Origin of the sequence: Massilioclostridium coli (assembly GCF_900095865.1) — a bacterium.
Taxonomy (GTDB): Bacteria; Bacillota; Clostridia; order Oscillospirales; family Ruminococcaceae; genus Massilioclostridium; species Massilioclostridium facile.
In genome coordinates this window covers 658,073-672,025 of sequence record NZ_FMIZ01000007.1, presented here as the reverse complement: position 1 = coordinate 672,025, position 13,953 = coordinate 658,073, and the positions used below count along the sequence as shown (strand labels likewise).

The following is a 13,953-nucleotide window of genomic DNA, read 5'->3' as shown; positions in this document are numbered from 1 at the left end:
GCAATATTGAACGATTTATTTTGCTTCCAGTCCATTCTTAGAAAACGATATTGTGGTATCCTCATTCAGATACAGCTCGTAGTCCTCTGTCAGGTTGTTGACGCTCATATAAAAAGAATAGCTTATAGTACCATCGGGTATTTCTGTTGAATAGAATAAAAACTCGGAATTCTGGTTATCGGACAGCTCAAATTTGTTATTTTTCTCAGTTCTCCAATCACCAAGAATATAATAATCGTCTGTGTGATTGATTTGATAAATGGTAATAAAACATCCTCCCGATTTGGTACTGGGATAGTACGACCCAATTCTACGTTCTGTGGTGAGATTGGAGAGCTGATATCCACTGGATTTTTTTGGTAAAAACTCCATACCAGTGGTACTGCCCTTGATAGAAAGAATCAGACAGGATTCATCGCCCTCTAACACATCTGTAATGTGGTCCATATTCATATAGTAATACGCGGACCTGGCAGTGGGGAAGGTAAGAAAAAGGTTCTCCGGTGGGAACATCGTAGATACCGACCACAACACAAGAACCAGGATAGCGCTCAGTATGGTCATCCATTTTTTATGTACCCATTTCGATTTCCGAACCAACACCAATAATGCTACAAAAATGGCTCCAAATACAAGGAACCGGATGCTCGCACCTACCATATTTTTTCTCCTTTTGATTCAAACTCTTTTTTGAAATTGTTTATCGCGCTGGAAACGGCAACACTTTCTTCCTGCTTGGAGCACTCCAACACCGCCTGTTTGATTTTGCGGCAATTGGAAGGAGTAACCATATCGCCCAACAGATGGAACCCAGCACTACGAACACGGTAATCCGGATGGCGCAAATTCCGCAACAGCAAATCCAAATAGCGTTCCTCCCGCTTTAACAGATAGAGCGACCGGTAACAGCCAATTGTTACCCCTGGAGCTTCCTCCGTTTGCAGATGTTCCAGCAGTAAATGGAAACATTCTTCTTGTAGTTTTTCCCCCAGTGATAACGCAATATCTGCCAGCGATAGCACAACATAGCTTCGCACCAAAGGGGTATCCTGCAATTTCATTGTCAGCAACTGATAGGACGCTGGGCTTTTGGAACTTCCCAAAGAATCACAGGCATTCACCCGCACCAATTCTTCCGGATCATTTACCAGGGGGTACAAAAGCTGGAGCAGGCTTTCCTCCTCCACATTCGCCAGCACCTGTGCCGTCCGCAAACGGACTTCCCCGTTTTTACACCGGATAAAAGCGGGGCAATACCGTTTCATCTGGGCAAGGTTAGGCTGTTCTTCCCAACGGTCCATCAGATCTAATTTTTGGTAAAAAGACAGCTTTCCCATTTCTTTTTCCTCCTTGGGGAATCCATCCGTTAAAACCCATTTTGTTTCAAATCTGCCACCAGCTGCACATAAAATTCCCGCACATCAAAACCTGGGATGTTCTCCCGGTTCAGGTCAATCATATCCCCATGGGAAATTCCACGGCTGCCCGGTGTAGTTAAAAAGGTGTGTTTATGGTTGTGGAACTGGAAAGAGGTTTCTGCCACCAATCCATCATTGCCGCCATCAAAATGTTTTACTAGCGGGTAGGAAAAATTCAATGGGAACTTCCCACTGATGGCGTGGTTTAATTTGGAGCCCACTGTCTGGTAATAAACCTGAGGGGAATCGGGCATCTGTTCATTTAAGTTTTTGCAGGCGTTGGAAGAAAGGTCGTTCACCGCTGCCAGAAAATCCGGGGAGGTATCTCCCAACCTTTTTAAGGTACTGTTATATTTGGAGGCAATTCCGTTTTGGAACTTGACCGAAACCTTATTGAGCAGGTAATCCACAAACAAGCATCCCTGATGCGGAGTGTTGATTGTGGTGAGGGAAGCCACATAGGGTGCCGCTCCCATCTGGCTGATGGCGTACCGGCAATCCAAGCCGCCTTTGGAATGGGCGATGATGTTCACCTTTTCGCATTTGGTTTCCTCCACAATTTGCTGAATCCTTTTGGTCAGCTCACAGGCGCTTTCCCGTACCGAAGAAGCGGAATGGTGGTTCCCATAAAACAAAACCGCCCCGTTTTTCTTCAGCTCCTCCGGAATCCTTCCCCAATAATTCAGATATTTAAAATCCCGGAAAAATACCCCGTGTACCAATAAAATAGGGTATTTTGTGTGGCAGATTTGTTCCTGCTGCCGTTGCTGGTTTAACCGCATTTTTTGGGTTTCAAACGAAACCTCCGAACAGACAACATAGATAATGCTGCATAACGCCCACAGATTGGCGATGGGAATCCATCCACAGACAATCCCAATCACCCTCCTTCGGATTCCCAGCTGTAGGGAGGTGCAGTAAACACGGATAATCCCGTTCCAAAACAGGATGCTCTCGGTTAAAATGGCAACCAACGCGCTCACCACCCAAACCAGCCAGTGGCTTGGAAACAGCTGGAACGCCATTACAATGTGGTACACGCCGGATACCACAGAGGTCGCCAAAAATAAGATTAACAGTTCCGCCCCATCTGCCGCAATCCGGAGCCGAAAGGTGGGAACTTTAAAATTGTGGATAGAAGGGAATACATTGACAAAAAGAAAAAACAGCAACAAAAGCGGTAGAAGGTACCAAAGTTTCCATTCTACCAGAAAGAAAACACAATTTACTATCATGGAAATAAGAATGATGTACAAAATCCTTACCAGATTTTTCACAGAATTCCTCCTTACAAAATGTTTTTTTGGTAAAATCATAAACTACCGTTTCCATCCAGGAAAACAGTTGCACCCACTGGTTGAATATTGTCGTACCCGATTCTGTAGAAATCAATTTGTATTTCTTAAGGATACCAATGGATCACCAAAAAAGTACAAGCAGGAAGTGAAATTCACCCCCTGCTTTTCATTTATGATTGGGAACTTTCGGTTTGAGTAGGCCCCTCTGAGGAATCCGTTGAGGATGAACTGGACTCTTCTGGGGTTGAACTGGATTCCTCTGGCTGTGAGGTTTCCGGTTCAGAAGAAGTATTTCCTTCCGGTGGACCTTCCGAAGGAGTGGATTCTACTGGTTCGGACTCCTGAGGAGGGGTAGATTCCGCTGGTTGGGAAGATGCCTGGGAAGAATCCTGGCTTGGTGGATTCCCTTCAGAAGGCATCGATGGAGTTGTTTCCGGCGCAGAAGATTCTGGAGCCATTGGTTCTTCAAAATCAGGAGCCGGTTCCGATTCCATCCTTGTACCGTCTTTTACAATCACAATCGCCTGGCTGTACATACCACGGTAAGCGGTTTCTACCATTGCTTTGCCATAATAGGTTTGCGGCTGCCTACGCAATGGGTCGTTAAAGATATACCCGCCGTCATCATATCCCACCATCAATAGACAGTGTTCCGGTGTCATCCACTGGATGGTCTTTCCGTTGTATACCCAGCTATTTCCCAGTTTTGGCGGCTGCATATCCATACTAGCCCATAAAATAACTGGAATATTATTGTCAATATACTGAATACACAAATCTTTTAATGGTACATTATTTAAGATTCTTGCGGAATAACCTGTACCAGCTAAAATCTGATCCAAAGCCTTTTTAATCACTGGAGCATAGCATCCATAGCCATGGCTTGAGCGAGGGTCTCCGCCAAAGGACTCATTCGGGTCAAAAGGCCAACCTGTTTTATATAAATAGTTGTCGATAAAGGTATCCACACTCATATTGATACCTGCATAATTTAACGCCATTACGGTGCTGACACTTTCGCATCCGGTTGGATAGGTACCTAACTGGGAGATAAATGGCGCTTGTATTACTTTGGAGTTGCTGGAAGGTAATTTTGGCCTTGTTTCTTCATAAATACGGATATCAATCCCGTTGATGTTTTTTCCTTCAATTCCAGCATTATCTCCTCCAGTATCCAAGCTTCCTGGAAGATTGAATTTTTTCTGTACCCGTTCCATCCAATCTGGATTTGCGTTACTTACCCATGGCAGCCATCCAGTATCCGCAGTATGTACCCGGTACATAATTACAACACCCGCTACTAAATTGGTGCCGCTTGTACTACCTTTCGCTTCAATATCCAACAACTGGATACGCCTTCCCGGATACCCAGCATAATCTCCCCCTGTACTGGTAACCCTTGGGTAAAAAGAGGTTTTTCCTTCGTTTAAAGTGCGGTAGGAAAAATAATAAGGTTTATTCGGGTCCGTTTCGATTTTAAACCCATCAATAGGATAAGCCGTCGTGCCTCTATCAAAAGAGTACCAGTTGTTATTGGATAAATAGCTTAAAGAAGCAGTTGTTTCCATCATAATCGTACTTGGCGCCAGATAGCGCATCACAATTGTTGCCCCTATTGCCCTGCTGGCTTCTCCCTGTGGATTAATAATAGGTTGGCCATTCTCTCCTGTAATAATCTCGTTAGCAAGTGCCCAGCTTACAGCATCCATGGAGAACCCACTGACTGAACTACCATCCAAAAAATTACTAACAGGCAGTTTGAGGGAAGTATCTACTCCTTTATAGTTAGCGTAACGGTACATAATAGTTACCATCTGCTCTTTAGTAATAATATCAGATGGTCCAAAATTTCCTTGGTCATATCCGGTAATAATGCCATTCTGATTCGCCCACATAACGGGTTTAGAGTAAAACTCGCCCTCTGGGACATCTGGAAAAACAGGGGAATAATTCACAGCTGGCTCCCCTTCCATACGGTATAAAATGGTGGCAAAATGGGCACGGCTCATAATGGTTTCTGGCTCAAAGGTAGTAGGTGTCATACCCGTCATAATATTATGGTCGTACATATATTTAGCTGCGTCATAAATCCATCCTGAATCCGGAACATCGGTATACGGAAGACCGGCTGCCCTAGCCTGAATCTCCTGCTGTTGTGCCCGTGTTTCTTCCTGAATCGTTACCTGCTGTAAATCCGCCGCAGAAGCTGTAATTGCGGTAGAAAACAGCAGAACAGAGCTGATACAAACAGCTACTATTCGTTTAAATATAGTCAATTTTTTCATAGACTCCTCCAAATTCTTTGATATTTCGACAACAAAAAGATAAAAAATTATCCCATTGTTAATCTACTCAATATTCTTATTATATCATAGATTACACCACAGTCAATTCATATTTATTACATATTTTACCATTATAAACAAAAATTTCGAGCAAATTTTATAATAAATACTACAAATCAGATTATTCATATATAATACATAAATAACTATCAGCTGCAACTTTATCGAGTTGCAGCTGATTGGTTTTTGATTACAAAACTTTTTATAGCTCTTTATATTTGATACCATTCCATAAAGCGCATCATGATAGTTGCTCCTCCGGCACGGTCAGCAGAACCCTGTGGATTGATAACTCCCTCGTTATTTTCTCCTTTGATGATACCGGCTGCCAGAGCCCATTCCATGGCATCTTTTGCAAAATCACTTACGTCTGCTCCGTCTTTGTATTCCTCCAAAGATGTCTCTTGAGAAGTATCCAGCCCTTTATATTGTGCATAACGGTAAAGCATCGTTACCACTTGTTCTCTGGTTATTTCATCCCCTATGCCAAAATAGCCGTTTTCGTATCCTGTCGCTATTCCAACCTGATTTCCCCACATTACTGCGTTGGTATAAAAATCATTTTCTGGCACATCTGGGAATATAGGTTCATAAGCTACTTCCGGTTCCCCTTCTAAACGGTATAGCATGGTAACAATGTGGTCACGTGCCATACTTACGCTTGGACCAAAGGTGGTTTCATCCATCCCTGTCATAATCCCACGCTGATATGCAAATACTACAGCGTCATAAAACCAGTCACCATAAACTACATCAGTAAAGGGTTCATTAATATCAATAAACTGGTACCCTTTTTTATTCGCAAATATTTCTGGATACGTTTCGCTTATACCATAAATAGTAGTTAGCTTTGTACATCCATCAAATGAAGTTTCACTTATTTTAGTAATATTTGGCAGCATAACAATCGATTGCAAATTTTCACAACACGCAAACGTCCAATTATGAATGGTAGTAACACCTTTAGGGATTGTAATATTTGACAAACCATAACACATTCCAAACGCAAACTTTCCTAACTCAGTAATGCTATCTGGCAATACTATATTTGTCAAATTCGTACAATAATAAAATGCAGCATTTCCTATACGAGTAACTGTTTCTGGAATTACAACACTGGTTAGCTCTTTACAATGGGAAAAAGCATAATCTCCAATACTACTCACCGTATCTGGAATTACTACATCTCCACCAGCTCCAGTATATTTTATAAGCACCCCATTTTCAATTTGGAAATCACCTTGCTGCTCCGTATAAGAAACCGAAGGCTGTGATTGTAATGGCTGTGCTGCTACAGATGCCCCTGTAATAGAACAGATCATTACCATACTAACAAACACAGCTAATGCCCGCTTTACAATTTTGAAATTTTTCATACCAATACCTCCTTTTTGTTCTGTTTATTAAAATATAATAACCTTTTTAAAAGCTACCGCAAAATTAATTCTATTTTTTATAAAAAAAGTATATAATTATTGTAACATATTACAACAAACAGTACAACTAAAAAAATTAACAAAAATCTTCAAGTTATTATAGTAAAAATAATTGTTAATAATTATTTTTACTATACAAATCATCAAAGGAAAAACAATATTGGTCAAATAAAAAGTTGAATTTTAGCAAGAATGATATATTATTTAAATTCCGCTCCTCTACTTACTATATTTTAACACAAATTATAACTGATAGTGTTCCATAAAGCGCATCATGATAGTTGCTCCTCCAGCACGATCAGCAGAACCCTGTGGATTAATAACTCCCTCGTTATTTTCCCCTTTGATGATACCAGCTGCCAATGCCCATTCCATGGCATCTTTTGCAAAATCACTTACATCTGTTCCGTCTTTGTATTCCTCCAAAGATGTCTCTTGAGAAGTATCCAGCCCTTTATATTGTGCATAACGGTAAAGCATCGTTACCACTTGTTCTCTGGTTATTTCATCCCCTATGCCAAAATTACCGTTTTCGTATCCTGTTGCTATTCCAACCTGATTTCCCCACATTACTGCGTCGGTATAAAAATCATTTTCTAGTACATCTGGGAATACAGGTTCGTAGGTTACTTCTGGTTCCCCTTCTAAACGGTATAGCATAGTAACAATATGGTCACGTGCCATACTTACGCTTGGGCCAAAGGTAGTTTCATCCATCCCTGTCATAATCCCACGCTGATATGCAAATACTACAGCATCATAGAACCATTCCCTGGATATTACGTCTGTGAATGGCTGGTTTAAATCCACAAAGAGGTATCCAATGCTACCGGCAAATAATTCTGCACAACTTCCGCCATAACCATAAATCGTTTGAAGATTTCTACATTCATCAAAAGCATCTTGATGTATCACAGTAACCTGTTTTGGAATTGTAATATCAGTTAAGCTAGTACAATAACGGAACGCACCGTTATCAATTTGTTCAACAATTTCTGGAAGGTTTACATTTACTAAATTTCTACAAAAAGCAAAAACCCCTTCTTTTAACATCGTGATTTGACTTGGAATTATAATATCTGTTAAACTCTCGCAATAAGTAAATGTATACATTCCAATATCCGTAACACTTTCTGGAATAGAAAGATTATTCAAATCAAAACACAGATAAAAAGCAAATTCTCCTAGTTTTATTACGCTATTTGGAATATTGATTGTAGTTAAGTTGTTGCATCCAGAAAACGCATAATCCTCAATTGCTGTAACTCCATCTGGAATATGTACAGTTCGAACTTGTGTACAATTTTCAAAAGCGTGTGCTCCAATTTTCGTAACACCATCTGGAATCACCACATTTTTTGCAGTACCAGTATATTTTACCAATGTCCCATCTTGGATGTCAAACTTTTGAGTAGATGTATTGCTAATAAATTGGTATCCATATTTTTTCGCAAAGGTTTCTGCATAGGAACCTGCTGTTCCATAAATCGTTGTTAATTTATCGCATCCATCAAACTGATGTTCTGGGTTCTCAATATTTGTAATACTGTTTGGAAATTCGATACTGGTTAAGTTGCGGCAACTCCGAAATGCCCATTCCCCTATACTGGTTACTGTATTTGGTATATTCACGGTTTCTAAATAAGTACATCCATGGAACGTAAAATCTTCAATTCTTGTAATGCCCTCTGGAATCGTAATCCGTGATAAATTACAACATCCGCTAAAAGCACCTTTTCCTATGCTAGAAACACTCTTAGGAATACTGATAGTAAATAATTGGATACAAGATTCAAAGGCATTCTCTCCAATAGCAGTAACAGTATCTGGAATATGGACAGAAGATAAATACATACATTCACTAAAAGCGTTATCCCCAATTTTCGTAACGCCATCTGGAATCACTACACATCCTATTGCGTACCCTGTGCCAAATAAGGTAGTGCCCGATATAAAAGTCGGATGATTTTTCCCCCAGATGGTATTACTAAACGCAGACATTCCTACACTTTCCAAATGGCTTGGGATATCAACATTTTTTAATTTATCACAACTATTAAAAGCATACTCTCCAATTACTGTAACGCTATCCGGTATATGCACAGATACCAAAGTTTTGTTTTTATTAAAAGCTCCTTCTCCAATTTTGGTTACCCCATCTGGAATCACCACATGCTCATCGTTTCCTGTGTAAGATATTAACACGTCATTTTCAATCAGGAAACCGTCCTGCTGTGCTGTGTAAGAAGCAATAGACGATGTTGCGTGTATTCCTTCTGCCGCCGCAGATACCCCTGCCATTGAACAAGCCATTGCCATACTGACAAACACAGCCAAAGACCGCTTTACAATTTTAAAATTTTTCACACAATTACCTCCTTTTATCTATGAAACGAAATCTATAATTTTCGGTTGAATATGTAAATATGATTGCGTTTTATGGGCTTTCTTCCAATAACGCGCATAAAGGAGAGTAAAAAATGAAAAAATTATTTGTTGGCGCATTGTCCGTTGTGTTGTCAACCGCAATGGTAGCACCTACCTGTTTCGCAGTAGCACAAAATAAAGAAGAGGATATCGCAACAGCGGTTTCTCACTACAACCAGGCTTCCTACACCAGGGCTTTGGAAGCAGCACAACAAACTACTTCTACCGAACAGGCTGTACAGGCGGCTATGGTTCAGTTGGGCACAAAAGCGGATGCGGATACAACAAAACCATCTGTCAATTATGATAAAATCCAATATTCTCAAACAATGGAGATGGTAACAGAAAATATCACCCCAGAAAAAGCAGTAGAACTGTTTACCGACCCAAGCTATGTTACCGATGATTCTGGCAGCGCAACGATTATGTGCGATAAATGGATCATGGAAAACGGTGCCGATGGACTGGCTGCTTTTGACGCAACCGTTGCAGGTAAATATAAATTAAGATTTTATGCTGTAGACGCTGCTGGAAACCGCAGTAATAGTTTTGACATTTATGTCAGTGTAGGCGATACTACTACCCCAACTGTAAATTATGATAAAATCGCTTATTCTCAGACATTAGAACTAACCCAGGAAGAAATCACCCCAGAAAAAGCAGTGGAACTCTTTACAGAGCCAAGCTATGTTACGGACAATGATAAAAATATGAAAATTGTCTGCGATAAATGGGTAATGGATAACGGTGCGGATGGCTTTGCTGCCTTCGATCCAACGACTGCTGGCACCTATAAACTGAGATTTTATGCTGTTGATACTGCTGGCCATGAAAGTGGACGTTTTGATATTTATGTAACAGTACAGGATACTACAAAACCAACCATCAACTATAAAAATATCCAGTATACCCAAACTCTGGAACTGACCCAAGACGAAATTACTCCAGAAAAAGCAGCAGAACTATTTACTGACCCAAGCTATGCAACCGATAATGATACAAACATAAAATTTGTCTGCGATAAATGGATTATGGAAAATGGCGCAGGCGGACGTCCTGCATTTGACCCATCTACCGTTGGTGCTTACACCCTGCGGTTCTGGGCAGTGGATACCGCTGGCAACCAAAGCGCACGTTTTGACATTACAGTAAAAGTACAGGATACCACTGCTCCAACATTGGATCAAGATAAAATTGATTTTGAACAGACCATGACTGTTACAAAGGAAGAGATCACTCCAGAAAAAGCAGTGGAACTGTTCACTGACCCAAGCTGTGCTTCCGATCTTTCCGGCAATGTGACTATTGTCTGCGACGAAGATGTTATGAACAACGGTGCCAATGGCCTTCCAGCATTCAACCCAAGCAAATCCGGTACCTATGTACTGCGCTTCTACGCTGTAGATGGTTCTGGCAACCGGAGCGAAAGCTTTGACATTACCATTCATGTGGTAGATACCTACAACTTAAACTTGTTGGTAGAAGTAGCAAAAAGCTATGATTTAGATCAATACCAAGATGCAGGAAAACCTGAATTTATCGACGCGTTAGCAAAAGCGGAAGAAACATTGGCAAACATCGAAGACCTTTCTCAGGAAGAATTGGATGTAGTTGCAGATAACCTCTTAACAGCTATGTTAAACTTAAGATTAAAACCATAATTTTGGTATGATCCATCCAACTGCTTTGCTCTAATGCAAACAGTTGTATCCTATCAAAATTCATCAAAACCCGGTGATGCCATTGTGGCAGTCACCGGGTTTTTGTTGTTATGGAAATCACTGGCTATGCCGGTGGAGGATTTTTCCAAAAAGTTTCCGCTTTCAACATTGGGCGAGCTTTATCGTAACAAACAGTATCGTTGGAAGAAAATTGCCTGTAAACAGCCAGCAGGATAAATGTGATGCAAAAGGAAAAGGGGTTTAGTGCGTCTTTAGAGGCTTGCCCTATTCCCGGGGGCTTATTTAAGCTACCAGCTTAGCTAGTGGTCATGACGATAGAATCCTCCTATTTTATCGGGGGAGGTATTCCACGAAAAGATAGACGAGCTTCGGGATAAACGAACAATCCAGGGGGGATTCTGATGGGGATATGGCGCTGACTATTTTGTGATATATTACAGTAAATAGGGGGATAAGATTGATTTTATTGGAACTATATGTTAATATAAAGTTAGTTCAAACGGAAAAATAATGATTATGACAATAGATTTTTTGATTGGTGAGAGTATATATGGATAAGTTAGTGATTGGGGTTTTGGCGCACGTGGACGCAGGAAAAACCACCTTGCTGGAAGCCTTGCTATACCAGGGCGGGTGCTTAAAAAAACTGGGCAGGGTAGACCACCAGGACGCTTTTTTGGATACCCATACCCTGGAACGGGAACGGGGGATTACGATTTTTTCTAAGCAGGCTGTCCTACCTTTCCCGCAGGTGGAACTGACCCTGCTGGATACCCCGGGACATGTAGATTTTTCCAGTGAAATGGAACGGACGTTGCAGGTGTTGGATTACGCTGTTTTGGTCATTAGTGGGTCGGATGGTGTCCAAGGGCATACCCAGACCCTGTGGAATTTATTAAAACGGTACCAAGTTCCCACTTTTTTGTTTATCAATAAAACCGATTTGGATGGGGTAGACCCTTCCGCTGTAATGGATGAGCTGAAACAGCGGCTGGACCCCAATTGTATTGATTTTCGGGATGTGTTCCAGGAAGAGTTTCTGGAAGCGGTCGCTGTCTGCGATGAGGCTGTGATGGATTCCTATTTGGAGAACAATACCATTACCCAGGAGGAGATTGCTTCCCTGGTTCAACAAAGGAAGCTGTTCCCCTGCTATTTTGGGTCCGCTTTAAAACTGGATGGGATTGAATCGTTTGTCCATGGCTTGCTGCAATATACCAAACCGGTTGCTTACCCGGATGAGTTTGGGGCAAAAGTTTATAAGATTGCCCGTGACCCTCAGGGAAACCGGCTTACCTACCTAAAGATTACCGGGGGTGGGCTGAAAGTGAAAACCATACTTCACGGCACTGGTATGGATGGTGGTGTATGGGAGGAAAAAGTGGACCAGATTCGGATTTATTCTGGTACCCGTTACCAAGCAGTGGAACAAGCTACAGCGGGGACGGTCTGCGCCGTAACAGGGCTAAAACACACCTTCCCAGGGGAAGGGCTGGGGTTTGAGCCATCCTCCTGCCACGCTGTGCTGGAGCCGGTGCTCACTTATCAAGTAATTCTTCCGGAGGGATGCGACCCCCATACCACATTGTTAAAGCTGAAACAGCTGGAGGAGGAAGACCCACAGCTTCACCTTATCTGGAACGGGCGTTTGCGGGAAATCCATGTCCAACTGATGGGGGAAGTACAGCTGGAAATTTTAAAGCAGTTGATTTTAGACCGGTTCCAGCTGGAAGTTTCGTTTGGAGTGGGCAATATTGTCTACCGGGAAACCATCACCCAGCCGGTGGAAGGGGTAGGCCATTTTGAACCCCTCCGCCATTATGCGGAAGTCCATCTTCTGCTGGAACCTGGCAAACCGGGAAGTGGGGTGCAGTTTACTACCTGTTGCAGTGAGGATGTACTGGACCGGAACTGGCAAAACCTGATTGTAAGCCAGCTACAGGAAACAGAACACATTGGGGTACTGACCGGTTCCCCTATTACCGATATGAAAATTACCTTATTAACAGGGCGTGCCCACTTGAAACACACCGAAGGGGGGGATTTCCGGCAAGCGGCTTACCGTGCCTTGCGTCAGGGATTAAAATCCACCACCAGTATTTTATTGGAACCGTGGTACCAGTTCCAGCTGGAACTCCCTTCGGAATATGTAGGGCGGGCGATGTCAGATTTACAACGGATGTCCGGGGTATTTGAACTACCCCAGACCCAGGGGGAAACCACCGTTTTAACTGGAAAGGCGCCTGTCGCTACCATGCGGGATTACAGTATTGAGGTCACCTCGTATACCAAAGGGCACGGCAGGCTGTTTTGTAGCTTTTTGGGCTATGAACCCTGCCACAACCAGGAGGAAATCATCCAACAAATCGGCTATGATAGCGAGCGAGACATCGAGCATCCGGCTGATTCGGTGTTTTGTTCCCACGGGGCGGGATTTACGGTGAAATGGGACCAAGTGCGGGAATACATGCACGTGGAGAGCGGCTGGAAGCAGCCGGACCCAGAGGAACCAAAAGAAACAATCAAATCCCCTTCCAGCCCTCTGCCATCCAGGGAGATGGATGAGGAGCTACAGGCAATTTTTGAAAAAACCTATGGCCCTATCAAGCAGAGGAATATCCTTCCTAGGGATGTTGCTCGAGAGGAACTGGAATTTCAAAAATCCACCCAGGTGTACAAAGGGCCAGAATATCTTTTGGTGGATGGGTACAACATTATTTTCGCCAGCGAGGAACTGAAAAAAATCGCTCAGGACAACTTGGAATCCGCCCGCATCCGGCTGATGGAAATCCTCAGCAATTACCAGGGGTTCCGGAACACCAACGTAATACTGGTGTTTGATGCTTACAAGGTAAAAGGGAATCCAGGAGAAGTCATCCGTTACCACAACATCAGTGTGGTATACACCAAAGAGGCAGAAACTGCTGACGCTTACATCGAAAAGACAACCTATCAGTTGGCAAAGGATTACCAGGTCAAGGTTGCTACCTCCGATTATGCGGAACAGTTGATTATTTTAGGGCATGGGGCACTGCGGATTCCTGCCAGCTCTTTTTTAAAGGAGATTGAACTGGCGAACCAGCAGATTGCCGAGATGGTAGAGAAAAACAACTGGAGCGGGAAGTCCCTCAATGTAGGGGCAGCCTTTTCCAAGGCGCAGCAATCCCCACAATAGCGGGGATTGCGGTTGTTATTCATAATAAGTAACGATGTTTTGTCCTGTCGGCAGAAAGGGACGTATCTTGCTGTTTTGTCGACAAAATTTGATAAAATATGGTTTTATGATAGAAGAATGCTAGGTGTGTCGGGAATAGTTTTTAGGCTTGGCACAACCAAAAGGGGGTTCA

The 13,953-nt window shown here is 42.5% G+C and carries 8 protein-coding genes; 2 read left to right on the top strand and 6 right to left on the bottom strand.

Going from position 1 to position 13,953, the window contains the following annotated elements; all coding sequences use genetic code 11:
- Positions 1-15: 15 nt before the first annotated feature.
- The 6 genes from BQ2683_RS08255 to BQ2683_RS08230 form a co-directional block, all read right to left on the bottom strand.
- The gene (locus tag BQ2683_RS08255; RefSeq protein ID WP_069988522.1) at positions 16-660 is read right to left on the bottom strand and encodes a hypothetical protein; all 645 of its coding nucleotides are present in this window, start codon (positions 658-660) and stop codon (positions 16-18) included.
- Entirely contained in the window at positions 654-1,337 is a 684-nt protein-coding gene (locus tag BQ2683_RS08250; protein ID WP_069988521.1) for a HEAT repeat domain-containing protein, read from the bottom strand. Before BQ2683_RS08250 ends, BQ2683_RS08255 begins: the two co-directional genes overlap by 7 nt.
- A gap of 29 nt (positions 1,338-1,366) precedes the next feature.
- Positions 1,367-2,695, bottom strand: a complete 1,329-nt coding sequence (locus tag BQ2683_RS08245; RefSeq protein WP_069988520.1) for a lipase family alpha/beta hydrolase — start codon at positions 2,693-2,695, stop codon at positions 1,367-1,369.
- Between the two features lie 191 nt (positions 2,696-2,886).
- Positions 2,887-5,001 (bottom strand): S-layer homology domain-containing protein, encoded by a 2,115-nt coding sequence (locus BQ2683_RS08240; protein ID WP_069988519.1) that lies wholly within the window; start codon positions 4,999-5,001, stop codon positions 2,887-2,889.
- Between the two features lie 272 nt (positions 5,002-5,273).
- Positions 5,274-6,437, bottom strand: coding sequence for a leucine-rich repeat protein (locus BQ2683_RS08235; RefSeq protein WP_069988518.1), 1,164 nt, complete (start codon positions 6,435-6,437; stop codon positions 5,274-5,276).
- Positions 6,438-6,740: 303 nt separating this feature from the next.
- Entirely contained in the window at positions 6,741-8,864 is a 2,124-nt protein-coding gene (locus tag BQ2683_RS08230) for a leucine-rich repeat protein (RefSeq protein ID WP_069988517.1), read from the bottom strand.
- Positions 8,865-8,977: 113 nt separating this feature from the next.
- On the opposite strand from BQ2683_RS08230, the gene BQ2683_RS08225 reads away from it, so the two are divergent.
- Positions 8,978-10,585 (top strand): Ig-like domain repeat protein, encoded by a 1,608-nt coding sequence (locus tag BQ2683_RS08225; protein WP_069988516.1) that lies wholly within the window; start codon positions 8,978-8,980, stop codon positions 10,583-10,585.
- A 571-nt stretch (positions 10,586-11,156) separates the two neighbouring features.
- The gene (locus BQ2683_RS08220; RefSeq protein ID WP_069988515.1) at positions 11,157-13,781 is read left to right on the top strand and encodes a translation factor GTPase family protein; all 2,625 of its coding nucleotides are present in this window, start codon (positions 11,157-11,159) and stop codon (positions 13,779-13,781) included.
- The last annotated feature ends 172 nt before the right edge of the window (positions 13,782-13,953 follow it).

Bases quoted from the DNA above. Each gene is read 5' to 3' on its own strand.
- BQ2683_RS08255 (WP_069988522.1), bottom strand. From the start codon at position 660: ATGGTAGGTGCGAGCATCCGGTTCCTTGTATTTGGAGCCATTTTTGTA.
- BQ2683_RS08250 (WP_069988521.1), bottom strand. From the start codon at position 1,337: ATGGGAAAGCTGTCTTTTTACCAAAAATTAGATCTGATGGACCGTTGG.
- BQ2683_RS08240 (WP_069988519.1), bottom strand. From the start codon at position 5,001: ATGAAAAAATTGACTATATTTAAACGAATAGTAGCTGTTTGTATCAGC.
- BQ2683_RS08235 (WP_069988518.1), bottom strand. From the start codon at position 6,437: ATGAAAAATTTCAAAATTGTAAAGCGGGCATTAGCTGTGTTTGTTAGT.
- BQ2683_RS08225 (WP_069988516.1), top strand. From the start codon at position 8,978: ATGAAAAAATTATTTGTTGGCGCATTGTCCGTTGTGTTGTCAACCGCA.
- BQ2683_RS08220 (WP_069988515.1), top strand. From the start codon at position 11,157: ATGGATAAGTTAGTGATTGGGGTTTTGGCGCACGTGGACGCAGGAAAA.